Below are 24,877 nucleotides of genomic sequence, written 5' to 3' on the forward strand. Positions count from 1 at the left end.
GGAGCGTTCGCTCCGGACTGCCCCTTACTCATCCTCGTCCTCGCCTGCGGCGACTCCTTCGGATTCCGTCGGGCGCATCTACACGCCCCCCATTCCCCACGCCACACCGCAAAGGGCTGCGCTGAAGGCTCATCGCGGGTGCTGGGACGGACGGTGTGCTTGGCATTCTGGTGACGCTGCGCGGGGGTGGAGGACCTTCACGTTGCATGGGCGCCTGGCGGCAGACGATGCATGGCGACCTGCCCTATTGCTCCAGTGTTGAGGTGTCGGCATCGGGGGGTGGCGGGTGGATGCCCGCCACGCCTTCGCACGGCTTAGCTATTGGCCTTGATGACCTCGCGGGCGATGACCAGTTGCTGGATTTGCGAGGTGCCTTCGAAGATGCGGAAGAGGCGCACGTCACGGTAGAAGCGTTCCACGGCGTATTCGGACATGTAGCCGGCGCCGCCGTGGATCTGGACGGCGCGGTCGGCGACGCGGCCGACCATTTCGGTGGCGTAGAGCTTGCAGCAGGCGGCCTGCATGGTGGTGTTCTCGCCGCGGTCGCGCAGGCGGGCGGCGTCCAGCACCATGCAGCGGGCGGCGTAGAGTTCGGCCTGGCTGTCGGCGATCATGGCCTGGATCAGCTGGAACTCGGCGATGGGCTGGCCGAACTGCTTGCGTTCGGTGGCGTATTTGACGGCGTCGCGCAGCAGGCGGTCGGCGATGCCGACGCACAGGGCCGAGATGTGCAGGCGGCCCTTGTCCAGCACGCGCATCGAGGTGCGGAAACCGTTGCCTTCCTCGCCGCCCAGCAGGGCCGAGGCGGGGACGCGGCAGTTGTCGAAGACCACGTCGCTGGTGAGCGCGCCGGCCTGGCCCATTTTCTTGTCGGGCTTGCCGATGATGAGGCCAGGCGTGCCGGCTTCGACCAGGAAGCACGAAATGGAATTGGCGCGGCGTTCGGGCGCGGTGCGCGCCATCACCGAGAACAGGCCGGCGATGGGCGCGTTGGTGATGTAGCGCTTGGTGCCGTTGAGCACGTAGTGGTCGCCGTCGCGTTCGGCCGACAGGCGCAGCGCCATGGCGTCGGAGCCGGCGTCGGGTTCGGTCAACGCGAACGAGCCGATCAGTTCGCCGCTGGCCAGGCGCGGCAGGTAACGGGCGCGCTGTTCGTCGGTGCCGGCCAGCACGATGGCCTGCGAGCCGATGCCGATGTTGGTGCCGGCCAGCGAACGGAACGCGGGCGAGGTCTGGCCCAGTTCGAACACCACCTTCACTTCTTCTTCCATCGTCAGGCCCAGGCCGCCGTGGTCGGGCGAGATCGACAGGCCGAACAGGCCCAGCTCGCGCATTTCGGCGACGATGTCCGGCGGCACCTGGCCGCTGGCGGCCAGTTCGTCCTCGGCGGGAATCAGGCGTTCGTGCACGAAGCGGCGCACGGCGTCCAGCAACAGGGTCAGGGTTTCGGTGTCCAGGGCCATGATGTCAGTCTCTCGGGAGTGCGGGGCGGCGGCGCTCAGGGGCGCATGCCGCCAACCAGTAAATCGAAATAGCCGGCGGCGATGGTCTCGGCGCTGTCGCCCTGGCCGGGCTTGTACCAGCGCACCATCCAGTTCAGCATCGACAGCACGGCGCGGCCGGTGGCGGGCACGTCCAGCGGCCGGAACGCGCCTTCGGCCACGCCCTGCGCGATCAGGTCGCGCAGGCGCTTCTCGTAGCCGTCGCGCAGCCGGGCGGCGTCCTCGCGCTCGGGCAGCGCCATGCCGGAATAGCCGATCAGCATGGTGACGAACTCGGCGTGGTGCTGCTCGAAATAGCGGGCGTGGCCGACCATGAAGGCGCGCAGGCGGGCGGCGCCGCCCTCGGCGCGCGCCACGTCCTGGCCGACGCTCTGGTTCAGGCCGCTCAACACCGCCAGGATGATGGCGTCGTAGATGTCCTGCTTGGTGGTGAAGTAGTGATAGATGGCGGCCTTGGACACGCCAATGGCGGCGGCCAGGTCCGACACCGAACTGCCGTCGTAGCCGCTGCGCGCGAACAGCTTGGCGGCTTCGGCCAGGATGCGTTCGCGCGGCGCCGCCAGGGTCGGCGGGCGGCCGGCGCGGGCGCGTTTGGTGGCGGGGGCTGCGGAAGTCGCCATGAGGGAACCTGGTGAGGCGGCGTCGAGGCAGGCAATGCCGGACCGCGGGCGGTCCCGTTCCATTGACAGCGGTTCGGCGCTTGCCGTTAAATAAAGATTAATTAATTACCGGACGGTCGGTAGGTAATTGTAGGCACATCCCTTTCCGCCATGCAAGCGCGGCTTGGGCGCTCAACCCGAAACCACACGTGACGCCGTTATGCCCCACTCCCTCGTGACAGATCTGTATGGCCAGATGTCCCTGCCGGTCATCAGCGCCCCCATGTTCATCGTGTCCAACCCGAAGCTGGTCGTCGCGCAATGCACGAGCGGCATCGTCGGTTCGTTTCCGGCGCTCAACGCGCGTCCGCAGAGCCTGCTGACCGACTGGCTGGACGAGATCCAGGCGGGGCTGGCCTCGTACCGCGAGGCCAATCCGGGCGCCACCGTCGCGCCCTACGCCGTCAACCAGATCATCCACCAGTCCAACGACCGGCTCGAACAGGACCTGGCGGTGTGCGCCAGCCACCGCGTGCCGCTGATCATCACCAGCCTGCGCGCCCCCGGCGACCTGGTCAAGGGCATCCACGACTGGGGCGGCAAGGTGTTCCACGACGTCACCACCATCCGCCACGCCGAAAAGGCGCTGGAAGCGGGCGTGGACGGGCTGATCCTGGTGTGCGCGGGCGCGGGCGGCCATGCCGGCACGCTCAGCCCGTTCGCGCTGGTGTCCGAAGTGCGCCGCTTCTACGACGGCCCGCTGATCCTGTCGGGCGCCATCACCTCGGGCGCCCAGGTGCTGGCCGCACTCGCCATGGGCGTGGACTTCGCCTACATGGGCACGCGCTTCATCGCCAGCGAGGAAGCCAACGCCAGCGAAGGCTACAAGTCCGCCATCGTCGAGGCCAGCGCCTCGGACATTCTCTACACCCCGTTCTTCACCGGCATCCCCGGCAACTACCTGAAGGCCAGCATCGCCGCCGCCGGCCTCGATCCGGCCAACCTGCCGCAGCCCGACAGCGGCGCCTCCAACTTCGGCTCCAGCCGCGTCAAGCCGTGGAAGGACATCTGGGGCGCGGGCCAGGGCGTGGGCAACATCGGCAGCGTGCAGCCGACGCGCCAGATCGTCGACACGCTGCGCCGCGAGTACGCCGAGGCCAAGACCCAGCTGGCCGCCAGGACCTTCGCATGAGCGCCGGGCTGCGGGTCACGCGCGAAGGCGCGGTGCTGACGCTGGTGATCGACCGCCAGGACCGCCGCAACGCGATCGACACGGCCACCTACGCCGCGCTGACCGAACAGCTCGCGCTGGCCAGCGCCGACACCAGCGTGTCGGCGGTGATCCTGGCCGGCGCCGGCGAACACTTCACCGCCGGCAATGACCTGCGCGACTTCCAGGCCGAGCGCGGCGCCGGCGACAGCGCCGGACTGACCTTCCTGCGCGCCCTGACGCAGGCCGACGTGCCGGTCATCGCCGCCGTCGAGGGCTATGCCATCGGCATCGGCGTGACGCTGCTGCAGCATTGCGACTTCGTCTACATCGGCGAAGGCGCCACGCTGCGCATGCCGTTCGTGGCGCTGGGCCTGTGCCCGGAGGGCGCGTCCAGCCTGCTGATGCCGCGCCTGGCCGGCGCCCGCCGCGCCGCCGAATGGCTGTTGCAGGGCAAGGCGTTCTCGGCGCGGGAAGCCTGCGAGGCCGGCCTGGCCACCGCGGTCACCGCCAAGGGCGGCGCCCTGGCGGCCGCGCAGGCCACCGCCGCCAGCCTGGCCAAGCAACCGCCGGCCGCCTTGCGGCTGACCAAGGCCATGCTCAAGCGCCCGGAGCGGCAGGCGATCCAGGACACGCTCGATTACGAGGCGCAGCAGTTCCGCGCCCGTTTGCAGACGGAAGAGGCGCAGGCCGCGTTCGCGGCGTTCTTCAAGAAGTGAATCCGGCACGGCCGGGCGCCTTGGGCGCCCGCCGCGCCGCATGCGACGCCTGGGCCGGCGCGCTTGGCCAGATCCCGCCCGGCGCGGGGCCGGACGCGGCCGGCAGCCGCCCTTGTCAGAACGGCGAGTCGGGCCGGAAGTTCGGCGCCCGCCGCTCGCGCAACGACTGCACGCCTTCGCGCACGTCCGGGCCGCCGAACCCCATGAATTCCAGCGCCAGCGACGTATCGAAGGTCGGGCCGGCCATGCGCAGCCAGTTGTTCAGCGAATACTTGGTCCAGCGGATCGCGGTCTGCGAGCCGGCCGCCAGGCGGTTGGCGACCTCGAAGGCGCGGCCGATCAACTCGGCCTCGTCCACGCACAGCGACACCAGGCCGATACGCTCGGCCTCTTCGCCGCTCACGGTTTCGCACAGCATCAGGTAGTACTTGGCGCGCGCCATGCCGCACAGCAGCGGCCAGACGATGGCGGCATGGTCGCCAGCGGTGACGCCCAGGCGGGTGTGGCCGTCGATGATGCGGGCATCGCGCGCGGCGATCGAGATGTCGGCCAGCAAGCCGGCCACCAGCCCCGCACCCACGGCGGCGCCGTGCATCGCCGACACGATCGGCTTGCTGCAGTTGATGATGTTGTAGACCAGATCGCGCGCCTCGCGCCAGACGCGGGTGCGCACGTCGAAGTCCTCGGCCATCTGCTGCACCAGGTCCAGGTCGCCACCGCCCGAGAAGCCCTTGCCCTCTCCGCGGATCACCACCACCCGGGTGTCCGGGTCGGTATCGATATCGCGCCAGATGTCGGCCAGCTCGCGGTGCATGCGGTCGTCGGCGGTGGACAGCTTGCCCGGCTTGCCGTCCTTGGAGCCCATGATCAGCTCCAGCACGCCGTTGGGATGGCGGCGCAGCTTGAGGGACTCGTAGGCGGAATAGTGTTCCAGCGTGATATCGGTCATCGTCGTCTCCGGTGGCGCGGGCGGAAGGCCGCGCGTTTTGGGGCACTATAGTGGATAGCCCCTGCCCCGACGATCCCGGAGCCTCAGCCCATGAACACCCCCGACTCCTCCTTTGCCGCCGAGATCCGCCGCGACGATCTGCCCGCCCTGTTCACCGCGCGCGGCCCGGACACCCACAAAGGCAGTTTCGGCACCGTCGGCGTGGTAGGAGGCGGGCGCGGCATGGAAGGCGCGGCGCTGCTGGCCGCGCGCGCCGCGCTCAAGACCGGCGCCGGCAAGGTGCTGGTGGGCTTCGCCCAGGACGCCGCGCCGCTGCCCTGCGATCCGCTGCAACCCGAACTGATGCTGCGCGACGCCCGCTCGCTGCTGGACGCGGACTGGGGCGTGACCGCCTGGGTCGCCGGGTGTGGCATCGGCACCGGCGCGACGGCCGCCAACGCCCTGTCGGAACTGTTCGTGCTACGCCACGGCGCGCCGCTGGTGCTGGATGCCGACGGCCTGAACCTGCTGGCCAACGGCGGCATCCGGCCCAACTGGGGCGACGGCCCGGTGGTCCTGACCCCGCACCCGGCCGAGGCCGGCCGCCTGCTGGGCCAGGACACCGCCCGCGTCCAGGCCGACCGCGGCGCCGCCGCCCAGGCGCTGGCGCGGCGCTTCGGCGCCTGGGTGGTCCTGAAGGGCGCCGGCACGCTGATCTGCGCCCCCGACGGCACGTGGCGCCGCAACACCAGCGGCAACCCGGGGCTGGCCACGGCCGGAACCGGGGACGTATTGGCCGGCATGCTGGGCTCGTTGTTGGCTCAGCGCCTGCCCCTCGAGCAGGCCGTGGCCGGCGCGGTCTGGCTGCATGGCGCGGCCGCCGACGCCCTGGTGGCCCGGGGCATCGGGCCGATCGGGCTGACCGCGGGCGAGCTGGCGGATGCCGCCCGGGGCCTGCGCAACGGTGGACCGACAGCCTAAGTCCCCGGCGGCAAATACATTTTTACAACATACTAGGGTTTTCCCCTAAAAACGCGTTGCTTTTGATTTAGGGTTATCCCTATAATGGTTTACCCCAAGACGAAACGGACTGGAGAAAACCATGAGCGAACTGACCCTGAACCACACTGCCCGCCTGACCGACGCGCTGGAGCGCGACCTGCTCCGCGGCGCCCTCGAGAACCAACCGAATTCCCACCCGCTGACCAACCTGAAGAAGGCCGGCAAGTCGATCGCCGCCGCTGTCGCCGCCGTGTTCGCCTTCATCGACGAAGTGAACGAGTCGATGAACAAGGCCCGCGCCGCCAGCTCGCGCTTCTCCGGTTCGCAGTGGTAAGAACAGCCGTGCCGGACTGAGTCGCGACCGATCTCCCGCGATTCAGCCTGGCGCGCTGCCGCTGTGACGCCCGCCGCCGATGCGGCGCCCGTTGCATCGGACCCGGCGTCCGGGGCCTTTGGCCTTTCCCCTCACCGGGCGCCATCGCGCCGCGCCGGCCCCACTTGCGGGGCCCCGCGACGCCCTCCACGACGCAATTCCCCCGTCGCCCCAGTGCGAAGCCGTCCCGAAGCGGGACCGCCTCGAACTGGGGCGATTGGCATTTTTCGCGCGGCTTCGCCGGCTATTCCCCCTCTCGGCGTTTACCCTGACGTCGGCCCGGCGCGCATTGACAGCGCGCGAAGCCCCTACCGATAATCGGCCCCTTGCCGTCGTGCCTGGCGCCAAAAACACCGCAAGCCCCCCGGCCGACGTTGCGTTTCCCCGGTAGGCCCGCCCCTGTTCCGCGCCGCCAGCACGATCCGGTTCGTTCCCCATCCGGAGTTGTCACCATGAAGTTGCGCACCACCCTGGCCCTCGTGGCCGCCGCCATTCCCTTGGCCGCTGCCCAGGCCCAGACGCTGAAGATCGGCCTGTCCGCCGAACCCACCTCGGCCGACCCCCACTACCACAAGATGACGCAGAACGACGCGTTCTCCGCGCACGTCTACAGTTCGCTGGTAGGCCGCAGTGCCGACATGAAGCTGGTGCCCGCGCTGGCCACGTCCTGGAAGAACCTGGACGACCTGACCTGGGAATTCAAGCTGCGCGACGACGTCAAGTTCTCCAACGGCAAGCCGTTCACGTCCGAAGACGTGCTGTTCACGATCTGCCGCACGCTGAACAACGAGACCAACGTGTCGCAGTCCTACATGGACACGACCAAGCTGATCACCGACGTGCAGACGCCGGATGCGCACACCGTCATCATCAAGACCGGCGCCCCCTTCCCGCTGATGCCCGCCGAAATGGCGCGCTCGCTGCCGATCATCTGGAACGGCATCGTCGAGCACGGCAAGCTGACCTTCGACCCGAAGAAGGGTTGCGGCGTGACCGGCCCGTGGCCCACGGTGGCCGACTTCAACAACGGCAAGGACGCCATCGGCACCGGCCCGTACACCCTGAAGTCGTACGTCAAGGGCACCGGCATCGAACTGGTGCGCAACGAGAACTACTGGGGCCCGAAGCCCTACTGGAAGGAAGTGAAGTTCGTGCCGGTGCCGGCCGCCGGCCCGCGCCTGACCGGCCTGCTGTCGGGCGACTTCGACATGATCGAAAACCCCGCCGCGCGCGACCTGCAACGCCTGAAGGACAACCCCAAGTTCGGTTTCGTGGCCACGCCCTCGACCCGCCTGGTGTTCTTCCAGCCCGACGTGGCGCGCAACCCGAGCCCGTTCGTCAAGAGCGCCGACGGCAAGAACCCGCTGCAGGACCTGCGAGTGCGCAAGGCGATCTCGATGGCCATCGATCGCAAGACCATCACCGCCCGCATCATGGACGGCATGGCCACCCCGGCCTACCAGTTCATGCCCGACGGCATGTTCGGCGCGCTGCCCAAGGCCCCGGAAATCAAGTACGACCCGGAAGGCGCCAAGAAGCTGCTGGCCGAAGCCGGCTACCCCAACGGCTTCGAGCTGACCCTCTCGTCCACCAACGACCGCTACGTCAATGACGGCCAGGTGGCGCAGGCCGTGGCCCAGTACCTGGCCCGCGTCGGCATCAAGACCAACGTCGACGCCATGACCGCCTCGATCTACTTCCCCAAGCGCGCCAAGCGCGAGTTCAGCTTCTCGATGGGCGGCTGGCCGGCGGAAACGGGCGAAGCCTCGGCGCTGTTCCAGCTGTGGGTCGCCTCGCTCGACTCGCCCAAGAGCCTGGGCACCAGCAACTACGGCGGCTTCACCAACGCCGATTTCGACAAGGTCTACAAGCAGGCCATCGTCACGGTCGACGCGCCCAAGCGCGAGAAGCTGCTGCAGGAAGCCACCCAGATCGCGCTGGACAACGTGCCGCTGATCCCGCTGCACTTCGAAAGCAGCATCTGGGCCTTCCGCAAGGGCATCTCCTACGAAGGCCGCCGCGACCAGTTCACGCTGGCCACCTCGGTCAAGCCCGACGCCAAGTAATCCGGCGCGGGACATGAAAACGGCTGCCCTCGGGGCAGCCGTTTTTGTTTGTGCCAGCGTCCGCGCGTCTTGCCTCAAGCGCCCGGGCCGTCCTCCAGCAGCACGTCCAGCTCGCGCGACAGCAGGGCAATGAAGGCCTCCGTCTTGGACGGCAGCTGGCGCCCCTGCATGACGTGCAGCTGCAAGGTGCGCGACTGCAACTGCGCGTTGGAGATCGGCACCGCCACCAGTTCGTCGCGCTTCAGGCTCCAGGCCACCGAGATGTAGCCGCTGAGCATGATGGCGTCGGACCCGAACACGAAGCCGTGCAGCGGCGACGAATCGTTGCAGGTGAAGGTCGGTTCAAGCTGCACCGACTCCAGCAGGCAGCCCATCTCGAACAGATGCCGGGTGGTGGTGCCCGGGCCGGTCAGCGCCAGCGGGTAGCGGCCCAGTTCCTGCAGGCTGACGCTTTTGCGGCCGGCCAGCGGATGGCCCGCGGCCATGACGGCGTGTACCGGCGCGCGCCGCGAATAACGCACGCTGACGCCGCTGAGCCGCTCGACGTTGAAGGTCATGCCCAGCTCGACGCTGCCCTCGGCAACGCGGCGCGCGACGTCGGCCGGCGTGCCCACGTGCAGGTCGAAACGCACATCGGGCCAATCACGGCGGAACCGCGCCATGGCCGACGGCAGGAAAATGCGCGCCACGCCCTCCACCGCCGCCATGCGGATCTCGTTGCGCGCCATGCCCTTGAGCGCGGCGATCTCCTGCAGCACCGAGTCCGATTCAAGCAATGTGCGGCGCGCGTGGGCCAGCAGCAGTCGGCCGGCCTCGCTCAGCACCATGCCGCGCGCGGCGCGCTCGAACAAGGGCGCGCCCGCCTCTTCCTCCAGCTTGGCGATCTGCCGGCTGATGGCCGACACCGCCACGTGCAGGCGTTCGGACGCGCCGCTCAGGCTGCCCGCCTGGGCCACTTCGACAAAGTACCGCAGGGCGATGCCGTGCATGTTCGCGCCTCGTTGGGGGTGAATCCATGAAGGAGGAAGCTTTGCCTTTTTTGCAAGGCTTCCGATAAATATTCTAATTGTAGAGAAAGCTTCCCTGATCCTAGAATTTGCGCAACGATCCAGCCGGACGCCCCCCTGACGCGTCCGGCCAGAAAAGGGGAAGTCCGTGTCAGCAGCAATCCCGAGCGCCAGCCGCGCCGCGGCCGTCGGCCGCGCGACCGCCTATGCCGAGAGCGGCGCCTTGCAGCGCGACCTGGCAACGCTGGTCGCCCATCGCACCGAAAGCCAGAACCCCGACCAGCGCGAGGCGCTGTACGACTACCTGCGCGCGGCGATCGCGCCGCGCCTGGAAAGCCTGGGCTGTGCCTGGCGCGTCGAGGACAACCCGGTCGCAGGCGGCCCGCCGTTCCTGCTGGCGGAACGCATCGAGAACCCGGCCCTGCCCACCGTGCTGATGTACGCCCATGGCGACGTGGTGCGCGGCTACGACGAACAGTGGCGCGCCGGCCTGGCGCCGTGGCGCCTGACGGCCGAGGGCGATCGCTGGTACGGCCGCGGCACCGCCGACAACAAAGGACAGTACTGCGTCAACATGACCGCGCTGGAACAGGTGCGGGCCGAACGCGGCGGGCGCCTGGGCTTCAACCTGCGCATGCTGGTGGAATGCGGCGAGGAAGTCGGCTCGCCCGGTCTGCACCAGGCCTGCGCCGCCTGGCGCGAAGCGCTGGCGGCGGACGTCTTCATCGCCTCCGACGGACCGCGGCTGGCGGCAGACCTGCCGACGCTGTTCCTGGGATCGCGCGGCACGCTGCTGTTCGACCTGACGGTTGACCTGCGCGGCCACGCCCACCACTCTGGCAACTGGGGCGGCGTGCTGCCCAATCCCGGCACCATCCTGGCGAACGCGCTGGCCAGCCTGGTGGATTCGCGCGGCCGCTTGCTGGTTGATGGCCTGCGCCCCCCGGCCATTCCGGCCGCGGTGCGCCAGGCGCTGGCGGACATCCAGGTGGGCCAGGACGACGACGCGCCCGACGTCGACCCGGACTGGGGCGAGCCCGGCCTGTCGCTGGCCGAACGCCTGTTCGGCTGGAACACGCTGGAAGTGCTGGCCTACAAGACCGGCAACCCCGACAACCCGGTGGGCGCGATCCCGCCACGCGCCAGCGCCACCTGCAACCTGCGCTTCGTGGTCGGCACCGACTGGCGCCAGGCCGAGGGCATCCTGCGGCGGCACCTGGACGCGCGGGGCTTGCAGCAGGTCAATGTCCGCGTGCGGCGCGGCACGCCGGCCACCCGGCTGGACCCGGATGATCCGTGGGCGCGCTGGGCCGTGGCCTCGCTGGCCGCCACCACCGGCAAGACTCCGGCGCTGCTGCCCAACCTGGGCGGCACGGTGCCCAACGACGCTTTCTCGGAAGTGCTGGGGCTGCCCACCATCTGGGTGCCGCATTCCTATCCCGCCTGTTGCCAGCACGGCCCCGACGAACACCTGCTCGCCTCCGTGGCGCGCGAAGGCGCGGCGGTGATGGCCGGCCTGTTCTGGGACCTGGGCGAACAGGGCGCGGCCGTGGCCGCGCAACGCGAGCGCCTGACCGCCACCTGACCGCCTTCGGGCGCCATCCCTTATACAATCCCCCTCGCTTGATCGGAGTTCCCATGTCCTCGTCCCCTACCGCGTCCCGTCCGCGCCCCTTTTTGCTCGCCTGTCCGGATCTGGCGGCCGAGCGCGTGGGCAACACGGATACCCCCGGCGTCTGGCATTTCGACTCCGGCGTGCCGGGCAAGCGCGTGATGCTCAGCGCCCTGGTCCACGGCAACGAGCTGTGCGGCGCCTGGGCCCTGAAGGACGCGCTGGCCGCCGGCCTGCGCCCGCGCCGTGGTTCGCTGACGCTGGCATTCTGCAACCTGGCCGCGTTCGACCGCTTCGATCCGGCCAACTACGCGCCGGCGCGCTTCGTCGACGAAGACATGAACCGGGTCTGGAGCGACGACAAGCTGGCCCAGCCCATCAGCCAGGAACGCCGCCGCGCCGCCGCCATCCAGCCCTGGGTGGCGCAGGCCGACTGGCTGCTGGACTTCCACTCGATGAGCAATTCCGACGTGCCGCTGCAACTGACCGGCATGGAACAGCGCAACATCGACCTGGCCCTGTCGCTGGGCAACCCCGCCACCATCATCGCCGACGCCGGCCATGCCGCCGGCGTGCGCATGCGTGACTACGGCCGCTTCGGCGAGGCCGGCGACAACGGCACCCGCTCGCTGCTGATCGAATGCGGCTTCCATGGCGCGCCCGAGGCGCGCGGCGTGGCGCTCGACCAGATGGCGCGTTTCCTGGTGGCGGCCGGCACGGTGGACGAGGCCGACCTGCCCGCCGCCTGGTTCGCCCCCCAGGCCAGCGCCCAGCGCGCGCTGCGCGTGACCCACGCGATCGCCGCCAAGAGCGCCGACTTCCGTTTCGCCGAGCCCTGGAAGGGCCTGGAGACGCTGGCGCGCGCCGGCAGCGTAATCGGCTGGTCCGAGGGCGAGGCCGTGACCACGCCCTACGATGATTGCGTGCTGATCATGCCGTCGACCGCCAACCTGCGGGCCGGCGTCACCGTGGTCCGGCTGGCCCAGCCCATCGTCTGATTCTTCGCGCGGCGCGCCCTCGATGGCGCGGCGCCTCATATAAAAAAACACCAAGGGAAGCAGCATGTCCGCAAACGTTTTCATCCGCAGCGCGTTATCGACCTGTACGCTGGCGGCCGCCCTGGCCGCTGGCGCCATGGCCCAGGCCCAGTCGGCCCCGCAGACGCTGCGCATCGGCCTGTCGTCCGAACCCACGGCGATGGACCCGCACTACCACCAGGTCACGCCGAACGACGCGATGACCTCGCATATCTTCGAGACCCTGGTCGGCCAGGACGCCAAGATGAACCTGGTGCCGCGGCTGGCGACCGCCTGGAAGGCGGTGGACGACACCACCTGGGAATTCACCCTGCGCGACGGCGTGAAGTTCTCCAACGGCCAGCCGTTCACGCCCGATGACGTGATCTTCACGCTGTGCCGCGCGCTGCACAACGAACAATCGATCGGCGGCTCGTATGCCAGCGTGGTGCAGAAGCTGGCCAGCATCGACGTGCGCGACGGCAACGTGCTGGTCATCAAGACCCACCTGCCCTACCCGCTGCTGCCCAACGACCTGACCCGCAACGCCATGCTGTGGAGCGGCATCGTCGAGCACGGCCCGATCCGCTTCGATCCCAAGAATGGTTGCGGCGTGACCGGCCCCTGGCCCACCATCAGCGACTTCAACAACGGCAAGTCCGCCATCGGCACCGGCCCGTACACGCTCAAGTCGTACGTCAAGGGCAGCGCCATCGAGTTGGCGCGCAACGACGCCTACTGGGGCGACAAGCCGGCCTGGCCGAACGTGCGGCTGATTCCGGTGCCGGCCGCCGGCCCGCGCCTGACCGGCCTCCTGGCCGGCGACTTCGACCTGATCGAGAACCCCGCCGCGCGCGACGTCAAGCGTATCTCGGAAACGCCGGGCTTCGGCTACGTCATCACGCCGTCGGTGCGGGTGGTGTACTTCCAGTTCGACGTGGCGCGCAGCCCCAGCCCAATGGTGCGCGCCGCCGACGGCAAGAACCCGCTGCAGGACGTGCGCGTGCGCCGCGCCATCTCGATGGCGATCGACCGCAAGGCCATCGCCGCCCGCATCATGGACGGCGCCGCCACGCCGGCCAACCAGTTCCTGCCCGATGGCATGTTCGGCACGCTGCAACCGCCGCCAGAACTGAAGTACGATCCGGCCGCCGCCAAGAAGCTGCTGGCCGAGGCCGGCTACCCGGACGGCTTCGAGCTGACCATCTCGTCCACCAACGACCGCTACATCAACGACGCGCAGATCTCGCAGGCCGTGGCCCAGTACCTGTCGCGCGTGGGCATCAAGACGACCGTGGACGCCATGACGCGCTCGGTCTACTTCCCCAAGCGCGCCAAGCGCGAGTTCAGCTTCGCCATGGGCGGCTGGTCGTCGGAAACCGGCGAAGCCTCGTCGTTCCTGCAGTACTGGGTCAGCGCCTTCGACAAGGAGCACGGCCTGGGCACCAGCAACTACGGCGGCTATGACAATCCGGCCTTCGACAAGGTCTTCGAGCGCGCGCTGACCACCGTCGATCCGGCGGTGCGTGAGAAGCTGCTGCAGGAATCCCTGACGCTGGCGCTGGCCGACCTGCCCAGCATTCCGCTGCATTTCGAAAGCAGCATCTGGGCATTCCGCAAGGGCCTGACGTACGAAGGCCGCGCCGACCAATACACCCTGGCCATGTCGGCCAAGCCCGCCAATTAAGATCGCCGTTTGCGGCGCCTGCAACCCCGAGCCCACCAAGGAAATATCACGTGGCCCTTTTCATCCTACGCAGACTGATCCAGAGTCTGTTCGTGCTGCTGGCCGTCTCGGTCGTGGTCTTCTTCGCGGTGTATGCCGTGGGCGACCCGATCGAACTGCTGGTCAGCCCCGAAGCCAGCCAGGCGGCGCGCGAGGCGATGATCGCCCGCCTCGGCCTGGACCTGCCCGTGTGGCAGCAATACACAGGGTTCCTGTGGCGCGCGCTGCACGGCGACCTGGGCACCTCGTTCGTGCACGGCATCCCGGCCATCGAGTTGATCGTGCAGCGCATCCCCGCCACCTTCGAACTGGTGATCGTGGCCATCGGCCTGACCTGTGTGATCGGCATTCCGCTGGGCCTGGTGGCCGGCCTGTACCGCGATGAGCCCCTGGGCCGCGGCATCATGGCGTCGTCGGTGCTGGGCTTCTCGCTGCCCAACTTCTGGCAGGGCATGATGCTGATCCTGCTGTTCGCGGTGTGGCTCGGCTGGCTGCCCGCCACCGGCCGCGGCGACACCGTGACGGTGCTGGGCGTGCGCCTGTCGATCCTGACGGCCGACGGCTGGTCGCACCTGATCATGCCGGCCATCAACCTGGCGCTGGCCAACATCGCGCTGGTGCTGCGCCTGACCGCCTCGGGCGTGGTCGAGGCCCGCAGCCAGGACTACGTGAAGTTCGCGCGCGCCAAGGGCATCAAGCCCGGCCGCATCGTGCGCCGCCACATCCTGCGCAACATCCTGATCCCGGTGGTCACCGTCATCGGCATGGAATTCGGCAGCCTGATCGCCTATTCCACCATCACCGAGACCGTGTTCGCGTGGCCCGGCATGGGCAAGCTGCTCATCGACAGCGTCTACCAGCTCGACCGGCCCGTGGTGGTCGCGTACGTGATGCTGGTCACCCTGATCTTCGTGGTCATCAACCTGGTTGTGGACATCCTGTACGCCGCGCTCGATCCGCGCGTGCAGCTCGTGACCCCCGCTCAATAATCGCCATGGCTCAATCTCCCAATACCGGCCGCACCCGTACCGTCCAGCCCCTGGCCGATACGCCCAAGCGCGCCTCGATCCTGAAGAAACTGCGGGCCCGCCCGACCGTGCGCGGCTCGGTCATCGCGCTGGCCATCCTGGTGCTGCTGGTGGTGTTCGCGCCCTACTTCGCGCCGCAGAACCCCTATGACCTGGCCAACCTGTCGCTGATGGACGGCCGCCTGGCGCCGCGCCAGGCGCTGATGGACGGCAGCATCGCCTGGCTCGGCACCGACGACCAGGGCCGCGACATGCTCAGCGCCATCCTGTACGGCCTGCGCATCAGCCTGATGGTGGGCCTGTCGGCGGTGGTGCTGGCCACCGCCGTGGGCGGCGCGGTCGGCCTGGTGGCCGCCTACGTCGGCGGCCTGGTCGATACCGTGCTGATGCGCATCGTCGACTTCATCCTGGGTTTCCCGACCATCCTGGTGGCGCTGGTGCTGCTGGTGGTGCTGGGGCGCGGGGTCGACAAGGTGATCCTGGCGCTGGTGCTGGTGCAATGGGGCCACTATGCCCGCATCATGCGCAGCCGCGCGCTGCAGGAGCGGCGCAAGGAGTACGTCGAGGCCGCCGCCAACCTGGGCTTCCCGGCCTGGCGCATCATGGTGTTCCACCTGCTGCCCAACTGCCTGGGCCCCGTCATGGTGTTCGCCACCATCCAGATCGCCACCGCCATCGCGCTGGAAGCGACGCTGTCGTTCCTGGGCGTCGGCGTGCCGATCACCGAACCGTCGCTGGGCCTGCTGATCTCCAACGGCTTCCAGTACCTGCTGTCGGGCGACTACTGGATCAGCCTGTTCCCGGGCATTGCGCTGTTGCTGCTTATCCTTTCCATCAATATCGTCGGCGACCGCCTGCGCGAAAGCCTGGATCCGAGGAAATGACCCACCCCCGAAGCGCTGCGCGCTTCCCCCTCAAGGGGGCATGCCAGCGGACCGGCGGAGCCGGCTCCGCGGCATCCCGATTGGGCAAGGCCTCCCGCATGCTTGGCGGCTGGCGCAATGGACAAATGATATGAATGACACGCTTCTAGAAGTGCGCGGCCTGCGCACCGCATTCCATACCGAGGCCGGCGCCTGGCTGGCGGTCGACGGCGTCGACCTGACCGTGCGCCGCGGCGAGATCGTGGGCCTGGTCGGCGAGTCCGGCTCGGGCAAGTCGGTCACCGGCTTTTCACTGCTGGGGCTGATCGATCCGCCCGGGGAAGTCGTCGACGGCGAAGTGAAGTTCAAGGGCAACGACTTGCGCAAGCTCTCCGAAGAGCAGATGCGCCAGTTGCGCGGCAACCGCATCGCCATGATATTCCAGGACCCGCTGATGACGCTCAATCCGGTGCTGCGCATCGGCGAGCAGATGATGGAGGCCATCCTGACGCACGAGGACGTGCCGCGCGCCGAAGCGCTGGAGCGCTGCCGCGAGGCGCTGGCCATGGTCGGCATCCCGTCGCCGGAAAAGCGCCTGAAGAGCTACCCGCACGAATTCTCGGGCGGCATGCGCCAGCGCGTGGCGATCGCCATCGCCATGCTCAACAAGCCCGACCTGATCATCTGCGACGAACCGACCACGGCGCTGGACGTGACCATCCAGGGCCAGATCCTGTACCGCATGCAGGAGATCTGCCGCGAGCACAACACGGCGCTGATCTGGATCACCCACGACCTGGGCGTGGTGGCCGAGCTGGCCGACCGCGTCGCGGTCATGTACGCCGGCCGCATCGTCGAGAGCGGCCCGGTCGAACAGGTGCTGGACGCGCCGCGCCATCCTTATACCCGCGGCCTGCTGGACTCGATGCCTGGCGCCACCACGCCGGGCGCGCGCCTGCACCAGATCAACGGCATGGCGCCCAGCCTGGCCGGCCGCCCGTCGGGCTGTGCCTTCCGGCCGCGCTGCACCCACGCGGTCACGCGCTGCACCGAGCAAGCCCCCACCGTTACCACCGAAGGTTCGCGCAGCTATCGCTGTTACGTCCCGATCGCCCGCGAGGCCGAGCAAGCATGAGTCAAGCCGATACCCCTGTCATCGAGCTCAGGAACGTCCACAAGCGCTTCGAACAGCGTCCCGACCTGGCCCAGCGCATCCTGGCCCTGGGCGGCCGCCCGATCGACCGCCGCACCGTGTATGCCGTCAACGGCGTCGACCTGCGCATCGGCCGCGGCGAAGTCGTCGGCCTGGTGGGCGAGTCCGGCTGCGGCAAGTCCACCCTGGGCCGCGTCGTCGCCGGCCTGCACCGCCAGACCGAAGGCGACCTGCTCTATCAAGGCCAGGATGCCCGCCGCCTGCGCGGCGCCGACAGGCTGGCCTACACGCTGGGCGTGCAGATGATCTTCCAGGACCCACAGGCCTCGCTCAATCCGCGCCAGCGCCTGCGCCAGATCCTGGGCGAATCGCTCAAGGTGCACAAGCTGGCGCCGCCGGCCGAGATTCCCGCGCGCATCGACCAGGCCCTGAAGGAAGTGGGCCTGGACACGGAATACCGCGATCGCTTCCCGCATCAGATCTCCGGCGGCCAGCGCCAGCGCATCGGCATCGCCCGCGCGCTGATGGTGGCGCCCAAGTTCCTGGTGTGCGACGAACCGGTGGCGGCGCTGGACGTGTCGATCCAGGCGCAGGTGATCAACCTGTTCATGGACCTGCGCGAGCAGCACGGTTTCACCTACCTCTTCATCAGCCACGACCTGGGCGTGGTGCGCCACATCTCGGATCGCGTGGCTATCATGTACCTGGGCAAGATCGTCGAGATCTCCACCTCGGCCGAGATCTTCGCGCGCGCCAACCATCCGTACACCCAGGCCCTGATGGCCGAGGTGCCGGACGTGGCCCGCCGCGGCCGCAAGTTCACGCCGATCAAGGGCGAGATCCCGTCGCCGCTGAACCCGCCGTCGGGCTGTACCTTCAACCCGCGCTGCCCGCACGCCATGCCGCGCTGCCGCGAGCAGGCGCCGACGCTGAAGGAAATCTCTCCGGGCCACTGGTCGGCCTGCCACCTGAACGAAGCCACCGCCTGAACGCCATGAAACCCTCTGACATGTCCAACGTGGACCGCATCGCCATCGAAATGGGCCATGCCGGCCGCAACGCCATCACCTATATCGACGAGGATCGCAATTCCGATCGCCCGTTCAAGCTGCAGACCTACCGCCCCTACGGCTACACCCCGGACCGCCCGGTGGTGATCGTGCAGCACGGCGTGCTGCGCAACGGCGACGAATACCGCGACTTCTGGGTCGAGGCCGCCGACAAGCACAAGCTGCTGATCGTGGCGCTGACCTTCTCCAACGAGATCTGGCCGGGCGTGGAAAGCTACAACAACGGCCGCGTGTTCTCGGCCGGCGGCAACCCGCGCCACATCGACGGCTGGACCTATGCGCTGGTCGGCAACGTGATCCGCGACATGATCGCGGCCGAGATCACCGATGGCGAGAACGTCTACCTGTTCGGCCACTCGGCCGGCGGCCAGTTCGTGCACCGCCTGATGAGCAGCCAGTCGCACGCGCCGTTCAAGGCGGTGACCGCGGGCAACCCCGGCTGGTACACCCTGCCGACATTCGATTATCCGTTCCCCGAAGGCATGGACGGCGTCGGCCTGACCGAAGACCACCTGGTCAAGCTGCTGGCCTATCCGATGACCATCCTGGCCGGCGACCAGGACATCGCCACCGACGACCCCAACCTGCCGTCGGAACCGGCCGCCATGCGCCAAGGCCCGCACCGCTTCGCCCGCGCCCACAACTACTTCGAGGCCGGCCGCAAGGAAGCCGAGCGCCGCGGCGTGCCGTTCAACTGGACGCTGCAGGTGGTGCCCGGCATCGGCCACGACGGCCGCGCCATGTCCGCGGTCTGCGCCAGCCTTTGGTTCGAGGGCGGCATGCCGAGCGACGCCGAGCTGGCGCGCCTGGCCGGCCAGCAGGTCGCTTGAACGTTCCCTTTCATTCCCGCTAGCAGAATCGCCATGTCCACTTCCCGCACTGAACAACTCGTCGCCGGCATCCAGAGCTGGCTGCAATGCGAATCGCCCTCGAACTTCCCCGACGGCATCGCCGCCATGGCCCGCATCATCGCCGACTACGCCGCCGCGGCCGGCCTGACGGTGGAACTGTCGTCGCTCGGCCCCGCCACCGGCCCGCTGCTGTACGCCACCAACCGCGCCGCTGGCGACACCCGCCCCGGCATCCTGATCCTGGCGCACATGGACACGGTGCACCCGGTCGGCACGCTGCTGGAGAACCCGGTGCGCATCGACGGCGACCGCCTCTACGGCCCCGGCAGCTATGACATGAAGGCCGGCATCTACCTGGCGCTGACCGCCCTGGCCGGGGTCGCCCGCCCCGGCGCGACGCAACTGCCGGTGGACTTCCTGGTGGTGCCCGACGAGGAAACCGGCAGCCACGCCTCGCGCGCGCACATCGAGCGTTTCGCCGCCAACGCCAAGTACGCGCTGGTGTGCGAACCGGCCCGCCCGAACGGCGGCAAGTGCGTGACGGCGCGCAAGGGCACCGGCATGCTGAACCTGAACGTCAAGGGCCGCCCGGCCCATGCCGGCATGCAGCACGAGAAGGGCCGCAGCGCGATCCGCGAAATGGCGCACCAGGTGCTGGCGCTGGAAGCGATGACGGACTACGAGCGCGGCATCACCGTGAGCGTGGGCACCATCGCCGGCGGCACCGTGACCAACACCGTGCCGGCGCTGTGCCGCTGCGTGGTGGACTTCCGCGTGCCCGACATGGGCGCGGCCGAAGACGTGCTGCGCCGCATGCGCGAGCTGTGCGCGGTGGGCCCGGACGTGGAACTGGACATCGACGTGGAACTGAACCGCCCGCCGATGGTGAAGACCGAGGAAGCCGCCGCGCTGCTGGCGCTGGTGCAGGGCTACGCGGAACGCGCCGGTTTCCTGCTGGAAGACGCGCCGATGACCGGCGGCGGCAGCGACGCCAACTTCACTTCGGCCATGGGGATTCCGACGCTGGACGGCCTGGGCGCCGATGGCGACGGCGCGCACACGCTGAACGAGTACATCCTGGTATCGACGCTGGAACAGCGCCTGAAGTTCTGGGAGCTGCTGTTGAAGGAACTGGCGTAACGCCGGTCCGATGAAGCGGCGGGCCGTGGCCACGGCCCGCCCGCATCACGCGCCCGCGCGGTGCGCAGCGCGGGCGGCGCCCGCCTAGTACTTCTCCGGCACGAACATCTCTTCGGGCACCGGATGGCGCAGGTAGTCCTCGTGATGGACGCGTTCGGGCAGCACCACGTCGGCATGTGACACCGCCTGGTAGGGCACCTGTTCCAGCAGGTGGCTGATGCAGTTCAGCCGCGCCTTCTTCTTGTCGTCGGCGCGCACTACCCACCAGGGCGATTCCGGAATGTGCGAGCGCTCCAGCATGACTTCCTTGGCCTGCGTGTAGGCCTCCCAGCGGCGCCGGCTTTCCAGGTCCATCGGGCTGAGCTTCCATTGCTTGAGCGGATCGTCGATACGGCTCTGGAAGCGCGATTCCTGTTCATTGTCCGACACCGAGAACCAGTACTTGATGATCTGGATCCCGCTGCGCACCAGCATCTTCTCGAATTCGGGCACCGAACGGAAGAATTCCTCGTACTCGGCATCGCTGCAGAACCCCATCACGCGCTCCACCCCGGCCCGGTTGTACCAGCTGCGGTCGAACAGGACGATCTCGCCGGCGGCGGGCAGGTGCGCGGCATAGCGCTGGAAATACCATTGCGTGCGTTCGCGCGAGGTCGGCGCGGGCAGCGCGGCCACCCGGCACACCCGCGGATTCAGGCGCTGCGTGATACGCTTGATGACGCCGCCCTTGCCGGCCGCGTCGCGCCCTTCGAACAGCACCACCAGGCGGTGGCCGCCATGCATCACCCAATCCTGCAGCTTGACCAGCTCGCCCTGCAGCCGCAACAGCTCGCGAAAGTACAGCCGCCGCTGCGCGTGCCAGCTGTCGCCGCCGGCGGCGCCATTGCCCACCCGCCAGTCGTCCAGTTCCATCTCCAGCTCTTCGTCCAGGCTATCGATCAGGTCTTCCTGCAGGCGCATTTGGCGCTGCAACGCATCCGTATCGCGTTCGAGCCCATTCTCCATGGCGGCCTCCCATTGTCGTTTCAGTCGTCGGCGCACGCGCCGTGCGCCCGGATCTGCGCTAGGGTGGCTGGCGAATGTGACAGGCGATCAAGGCCCCTGCCCGCGGTCAACTGGCCCTAAAATGTTCGCCGAGAGAGGCCCAGCAGAAAAACACGCCATGCAAGAAAACCCCGCAAGCAGCGCCATCGCCTACGGCCTGGCCACGATCGCCGCCGACGGCGCCATCCTGGACACCTGGTATCCGCGCCCGTCCCTGGCCGACCACACGCCGGCGGGCGGAACCCGGCACCTGACGCCGGAGGAAGCCCGCGCGGCGCTGGGCGAGTACGTGCCCACCTCGCTCGGGCGCGACACGCGGCGCAAGGTCGACATCGTCGCCGTGCGCACCGCCATCGCCTCGCTCGACGCCCCGCCCGCCGACGCGCATGACGCCTACCTGCGGCTGCACCTGCTCAGCCATCGGCTGGTCCGGCCGCATGGCGTCAACCTGGACGGGCTGTTCAACGTGCTCGCCAACGTCGCGTGGACTTCGGCCGGGCCGTGCGCCGTCGACCAGGTCGAGGCGCTGCGCTGGCAACTGCGCGCCACCGGGCAGGTCCTGGAGATTCGCGGCGTCGACAAGATCCCGCGCATGACCGACTACGTCGTGCCCGCCGGCGTGCGCATCGCCGACACCGCCCGCGTGCGGCTCGGCGCGCACCTGGCGGCCGGCACCACCGTGCTGCACGAAGGCTTCTGCAACTTCAACGCCGGCACCCTGGGCGCGTCGATGGTCGAGGGCCGCATCAGCGCCGGCGTCATCGTCGACGACGGCACCGACATCGGCGGCGGCGCCTCCATCATGGGCACCATGTCCGGCGGCGGCAAACAGGTCGTGGCGATCGGCAAGCGCTGCCTGCTGGGCGCCAACTCCGGCATCGGCATTTCGCTGGGCGACGACTGCGTGGTTGAGGCCGGCTGCTACATCACCGCCGGCACGCGCGTGCTGACGCCGGAAGGCGCGGTGGTGAAGGCCGTGGAGCTGGCCGGCCAGCACGGGCTGCTGTTCCGCCGCAACTCGCAGACCGGCGCGGTCGAGACGCTGGTGCGCACGGCGGCCTGGGGCACCTTGAACCCGGCGTTGCACACGGGGCACTGATCGGGCGGGCCCGCGGCGCGGCGCCGTCGTCAGGCGTGCAGCAACCGCCGCATCGCCTGCGGCGACTGGCCGAACGCGCGCAGAAAAGCCTTGCGCATGCGGTCGCGGTCGCCAAAGCCGGTTTCGCGCGCCACCACCTCGGCCGCGTGGCGGCCGGACTGCATCATGTCCTGCGCCGCTTCCAGCCGCAGGTGCTCCACCGCCTTGGCCGGAGACTGGCCCGTTTCCTGGCGGAACACGCGGCTGAACTGGCGCGGGCTCAGGTGCGCGGCGCGGGCCAGTTCCTCCACCGACAATTCCGCCTTCAGGTTGGCCTTGGCGTAGGCCAGCGCCGTCTGCACCCGGTCGGACTTGGCATCCAGCTCCAGCAACGCCGAATACTGCGACTGCCCGCCCGCGCGGCGTTGCGTCAGCACCAGCTTGCGCGCCACGGCGCGCGCCATTTCCGCCCCCAGGTCCGCTTCCACCATGGCCAGCGCCAGGTCGATGCCCGCGCTCATGCCCGCTGACGTCCAGATCGGGCCGTCGGCCACGAAGATGCGGTCCTCGTCCACCTTGACGCGCGGGTGCTCGCGTTGCAGGCGGCGCGCATAGAACCAGTGGGTGGTGGCGCGCCGGCCATCGAGCAGGCCGGCCTGCGCCAGCACGAATGCGCCGGTGCACATCGAGGCGCAGCGGCGCACCCGCCGGCTGGCGCCGCGCAGCGCGCGCAACAGGCTGTCGGAAGCGCCTTCGGCAGTGTTGTCGCCTGCGACGATCAAGGTGTCGAAGGTGCGTCGCCCCAGCCCGATGGTGTCCTGCGCGAACCCCAGCGAACTGGCCACGGGGCCGCCATGCTCGGACACCAGGACGACCCGATAGGCCGGCTCGCCGGTCTGCCGGTTGGCCATCTCGAAGACGGCGCTGGCCGCCAGGCTCATGAGCTGGAACCCAGGGTGCAACAGGATCGCGATGGTTTTCATGGCGGCGCCGTCCGTTCTTGCCGTATGTCTGAAAAAGACGTTTCTATGTCATTGAGGATATTCCATCCCGACTCTACTCTGCAAGCGTACCGGCACAACCCGCCGTCCCTCTTTTCGGAGCACATCTCATGAGCAACACCCCGCTTGGCAACATTCCCGGCCGCGCCCTGGTCACCGGCGCCTCATCCGGCATCGGCGCGCGCTACGCCCATCATCTGGCCCTGCGCGGCCACGATCTGACGCTGGTGGCGCGCAACGTCGAACGCCTGGAAACCCTGGCCGCGCGCCTGCGCGCCGAGACCGGCCGCGACGTGCGCGTGCTGCCGGCCGACCTGTCCCGGGCCGACGGCGTGCAACGCGTGGCGCAGGCGCTGCGCGAGGACGACACGCTGACCCTGCTGGTGAACAACGCCGGCATCGGCGCGGTGGCGCCGCTGCTGCAATCCGAGCCCGGCCAGATGCAGGCCATGATCGACCTGAACATCAGCGCCCTCACCCACCTGACCATGGCCGCGGCGCCCGCCTTCGTGGCGCGCGGTGGCGGCACCATCATCAACATTGCGTCGATCGTCGGTCTGCACCCCGAGCTGCTGAACGGCGTCTACGGCGCCAGCAAGGCCTATGTGCTGGCCTACTCGCAGTCGCTGCGCCACGAACTGGCGGACAAGGGCCTGCGCGTCCAGGCGGTGCTGCCCGGCGCCACCGGCACCGAGTTCTGGGACCTGGCAGGCAGGCCGGCCAGCGAGTTGCCGGCCGCCATCGTGATGAGCGCGGACGACATGGTGCGCAGCGCCCTGGCGGGCCTGGACCAAGGTGAGTTCATCACCATTCCTTCGCTGACCGATCCGGCCCTGCTGGAACGCCTGGAAGCCGCGCGCCAGGCCCTGGGGCCGGAGCTGTCACGCAACACGCCAGCGCCGCGCTACGGGCTTCAGGCGCCCGGCGGCACCGGCACGAACGGATAGTGATCCACCCGGCCGCGGCCGGCGATGATGGCGGTGGATTCGGGCACCTCTTCCCAGGCGCCCGGCATCTCGCTCAGCGGCTCGGACAGCAGCAGGAAGGCGTCGTCGTCCAGCGCCGCGACCTTCGGGTCGTCGGGATAAAGCTCGCGCAGGTGCCGCACGCAGGTGTTGTGGAACAGCGTGCGCGAATCGCGCTCGCTGGAATAGCGCACCGCGATCAGGCGCTCGCCGTCCAGGGCGCAGACCGTCATGTTGATCGGCCGTGCCACGCCGTGGCGCCGGCCGGTTTCCTCGACCGCCCCCACCATGCGCGCCAGCGCCGGCAGCGGATCTTCTTCCAGGCCGAAGGTCAGCGCCAGCAGGAACATCACCTCGGAATCGGTCGACCCCTCCAATGAACCGAAATACGCGGGCGCGATCATCAGCATCAGATCGCGCCGCAGCAGCGGATAGTCGCGGATCACGCCGTTGTGCACGAACAGCCAGTTGCCATGGCGGAACGGATGGCAATTGGTTTCCTGCGCCGGCGTGTCGGTGGCGGCGCGGATGTGGGCCACGAACAGCGGCGAATGGATGGCGCGCGCGGCCTCGCGCAGGTTGCGGTCGTTCCAGGCCGGATGCACGCTGCGGTAGCGGAACGGCGGTTCGGGCGGCCGGCCGTACCAGCCCAGGCCGAAACCGTCGCCGTTGGTGGTGGTGGCGCCCATGCGCGCATGCAGGCTCTGGTCGATCAGCGAGTGCGTGGCCTTGAACAGCACGCTCTCCATTTGCAGGGGACTCCCGGTATAAGCCAGCCAGCGGCACATGATGCGCTCCTTGGAAACCGGCCCGGCCAGTGGCGGCGGGCCGGTCCCAGTGTAGGAGCGGGGCGCAATTTTCTACAAGTCGGCGCCGTCCGGGCCGGGCATAGTCCGAGGCTTGTCTGTATCGCCGGAGCATCCG

The 24,877-nt window shown here is 68.9% G+C and carries 23 protein-coding genes; 16 read left to right on the forward strand and 7 right to left on the reverse strand.

What is annotated here, in order from left to right; all coding sequences use genetic code 11:
* Nucleotides 1-314: 314 nt before the first annotated feature.
* Together DK459_RS16100 and DK459_RS16105 are read right to left on the reverse strand one after the other, a co-directional pair.
* Complete coding sequence (locus tag DK459_RS16100) at nucleotides 315-1,463, reverse strand: acyl-CoA dehydrogenase family protein (protein WP_006386797.1); 1,149 nt, start codon at nucleotides 1,461-1,463, stop codon at nucleotides 315-317.
* 35 nt (nucleotides 1,464-1,498) lie between these two features.
* Complete coding sequence (locus DK459_RS16105; protein WP_006386796.1) at nucleotides 1,499-2,122, reverse strand: TetR/AcrR family transcriptional regulator; 624 nt, start codon at nucleotides 2,120-2,122, stop codon at nucleotides 1,499-1,501.
* Between the two features lie 199 nt (nucleotides 2,123-2,321).
* Here DK459_RS16105 and DK459_RS16110 point away from each other — a divergent pair, with 199 nt between their 5' ends.
* On the forward strand, nucleotides 2,322-3,293 hold the full coding sequence (locus tag DK459_RS16110; protein ID WP_049055011.1) for a nitronate monooxygenase family protein: 972 nt from the start codon (nucleotides 2,322-2,324) through the stop codon (nucleotides 3,291-3,293).
* Nucleotides 3,290-4,030, forward strand: a complete 741-nt coding sequence (locus tag DK459_RS16115; protein ID WP_054443755.1) for an enoyl-CoA hydratase-related protein — start codon at nucleotides 3,290-3,292, stop codon at nucleotides 4,028-4,030. Before DK459_RS16110 ends, DK459_RS16115 begins: the two co-directional genes overlap by 4 nt.
* A 115-nt stretch (nucleotides 4,031-4,145) precedes the next feature.
* Here the strand turns inward: DK459_RS16115 and DK459_RS16120 are convergent, their stop codons facing one another.
* Nucleotides 4,146-4,979, reverse strand: coding sequence for an enoyl-CoA hydratase/isomerase family protein (locus tag DK459_RS16120; RefSeq protein WP_020925438.1), 834 nt, complete (start codon nucleotides 4,977-4,979; stop codon nucleotides 4,146-4,148).
* Between the two features lie 90 nt (nucleotides 4,980-5,069).
* On the opposite strand from DK459_RS16120, the gene DK459_RS16125 reads away from it, so the two are divergent.
* The 3 genes from DK459_RS16125 (at nucleotide 5,070) to DK459_RS16135 (ending at nucleotide 8,399) form a co-directional block, all read left to right on the forward strand.
* On the forward strand, nucleotides 5,070-5,939 hold the full coding sequence (locus tag DK459_RS16125; protein WP_054499525.1) for an NAD(P)H-hydrate dehydratase: 870 nt from the start codon (nucleotides 5,070-5,072) through the stop codon (nucleotides 5,937-5,939).
* Nucleotides 5,940-6,060: 121 nt separating this feature from the next.
* Complete coding sequence (locus tag DK459_RS16130; RefSeq protein ID WP_006386792.1) at nucleotides 6,061-6,294, forward strand: hypothetical protein; 234 nt, start codon at nucleotides 6,061-6,063, stop codon at nucleotides 6,292-6,294.
* A 491-nt stretch (nucleotides 6,295-6,785) separates the two neighbouring features.
* A complete protein-coding gene (locus DK459_RS16135) occupies nucleotides 6,786-8,399 on the forward strand; it encodes an ABC transporter substrate-binding protein (protein ID WP_006386791.1) in 1,614 nt (537 codons plus the stop codon).
* Between the two features lie 74 nt (nucleotides 8,400-8,473).
* Here the strand turns inward: DK459_RS16135 and DK459_RS16140 are convergent, their stop codons facing one another.
* Complete coding sequence (locus tag DK459_RS16140) at nucleotides 8,474-9,388, reverse strand: LysR family transcriptional regulator (RefSeq protein WP_024067556.1); 915 nt, start codon at nucleotides 9,386-9,388, stop codon at nucleotides 8,474-8,476.
* Between the two features lie 166 nt (nucleotides 9,389-9,554).
* Between DK459_RS16140 and DK459_RS16145 the strand changes: the two genes are divergently transcribed.
* From DK459_RS16145 to DK459_RS16185, 9 genes are all read left to right on the forward strand, one after another.
* Nucleotides 9,555-10,991, forward strand: coding sequence for a M20 family metallopeptidase (locus tag DK459_RS16145; protein WP_054499523.1), 1,437 nt, complete (start codon nucleotides 9,555-9,557; stop codon nucleotides 10,989-10,991).
* Nucleotides 10,992-11,044: 53 nt separating this feature from the next.
* Nucleotides 11,045-12,016: a succinylglutamate desuccinylase/aspartoacylase family protein gene (locus DK459_RS16150; protein ID WP_049054790.1), complete on the forward strand. Its 972-nt coding sequence runs from the start codon at nucleotides 11,045-11,047 to the stop codon at nucleotides 12,014-12,016.
* A 64-nt stretch (nucleotides 12,017-12,080) separates the two neighbouring features.
* Nucleotides 12,081-13,721: an ABC transporter substrate-binding protein gene (locus DK459_RS16155; protein WP_054499522.1), complete on the forward strand. Its 1,641-nt coding sequence runs from the start codon at nucleotides 12,081-12,083 to the stop codon at nucleotides 13,719-13,721.
* Nucleotides 13,722-13,771: 50 nt separating this feature from the next.
* Nucleotides 13,772-14,749 (forward strand): ABC transporter permease, encoded by a 978-nt coding sequence (locus DK459_RS16160; protein WP_006392551.1) that lies wholly within the window; start codon nucleotides 13,772-13,774, stop codon nucleotides 14,747-14,749.
* A 5-nt stretch (nucleotides 14,750-14,754) separates the two neighbouring features.
* Nucleotides 14,755-15,672 (forward strand): ABC transporter permease, encoded by a 918-nt coding sequence (locus DK459_RS16165; RefSeq protein WP_026385154.1) that lies wholly within the window; start codon nucleotides 14,755-14,757, stop codon nucleotides 15,670-15,672.
* A gap of 130 nt (nucleotides 15,673-15,802) precedes the next feature.
* Nucleotides 15,803-16,786 (forward strand): ABC transporter ATP-binding protein, encoded by a 984-nt coding sequence (locus DK459_RS16170; protein WP_006386784.1) that lies wholly within the window; start codon nucleotides 15,803-15,805, stop codon nucleotides 16,784-16,786.
* Nucleotides 16,783-17,793, forward strand: coding sequence for an ABC transporter ATP-binding protein (locus DK459_RS16175; RefSeq protein WP_053499008.1), 1,011 nt, complete (start codon nucleotides 16,783-16,785; stop codon nucleotides 17,791-17,793). The genes DK459_RS16170 and DK459_RS16175 overlap by 4 nt, the downstream gene beginning before the upstream one ends.
* A 5-nt stretch (nucleotides 17,794-17,798) precedes the next feature.
* Nucleotides 17,799-18,704 carry a hydrolase gene (locus tag DK459_RS16180; protein ID WP_026385153.1) on the forward strand — a complete coding sequence of 302 codons (906 nt, stop codon included), beginning with the start codon at nucleotides 17,799-17,801 and terminating at the stop codon, nucleotides 18,702-18,704.
* A gap of 33 nt (nucleotides 18,705-18,737) precedes the next feature.
* On the forward strand, nucleotides 18,738-19,865 hold the full coding sequence (locus tag DK459_RS16185; protein WP_047993053.1) for a M20 family metallopeptidase: 1,128 nt from the start codon (nucleotides 18,738-18,740) through the stop codon (nucleotides 19,863-19,865).
* A gap of 84 nt (nucleotides 19,866-19,949) precedes the next feature.
* Here DK459_RS16185 and ppk2 read toward each other — a convergent pair whose 3' ends face one another.
* Nucleotides 19,950-20,870 (reverse strand): polyphosphate kinase 2, encoded by a 921-nt coding sequence (gene ppk2, locus DK459_RS16190; RefSeq protein WP_006386780.1) that lies wholly within the window; start codon nucleotides 20,868-20,870, stop codon nucleotides 19,950-19,952.
* Nucleotides 20,871-21,027: 157 nt separating this feature from the next.
* Between ppk2 and dapD the strand changes: the two genes are divergently transcribed.
* Nucleotides 21,028-22,008 carry a 2,3,4,5-tetrahydropyridine-2,6-dicarboxylate N-succinyltransferase gene (dapD, locus tag DK459_RS16195; RefSeq protein WP_006386779.1) on the forward strand — a complete coding sequence of 327 codons (981 nt, stop codon included), beginning with the start codon at nucleotides 21,028-21,030 and terminating at the stop codon, nucleotides 22,006-22,008.
* A gap of 29 nt (nucleotides 22,009-22,037) precedes the next feature.
* On the opposite strand, the gene DK459_RS16200 is transcribed toward dapD, so the two are convergent.
* A complete protein-coding gene (locus DK459_RS16200) occupies nucleotides 22,038-22,970 on the reverse strand; it encodes a GlxA family transcriptional regulator (protein ID WP_054443751.1) in 933 nt (310 codons plus the stop codon).
* 128 nt (nucleotides 22,971-23,098) lie between these two features.
* On the opposite strand from DK459_RS16200, the gene DK459_RS16205 reads away from it, so the two are divergent.
* Nucleotides 23,099-23,935: an SDR family oxidoreductase gene (locus tag DK459_RS16205; protein WP_006386777.1), complete on the forward strand. Its 837-nt coding sequence runs from the start codon at nucleotides 23,099-23,101 to the stop codon at nucleotides 23,933-23,935.
* On the opposite strand, the gene DK459_RS16210 is transcribed toward DK459_RS16205, so the two are convergent.
* Nucleotides 23,902-24,741: a class II glutamine amidotransferase gene (locus DK459_RS16210; protein ID WP_006386776.1), complete on the reverse strand. Its 840-nt coding sequence runs from the start codon at nucleotides 24,739-24,741 to the stop codon at nucleotides 23,902-23,904. The genes DK459_RS16205 and DK459_RS16210 overlap by 34 nt on opposite strands.
* Nucleotides 24,742-24,877 lie beyond the last annotated feature (136 nt).

Origin of the sequence: Achromobacter sp. RW408, assembly GCF_003184165.1 — a bacterium.
Classification (GTDB): Bacteria; Pseudomonadota; Gammaproteobacteria; order Burkholderiales; family Burkholderiaceae_B; genus Achromobacter; species Achromobacter xylosoxidans.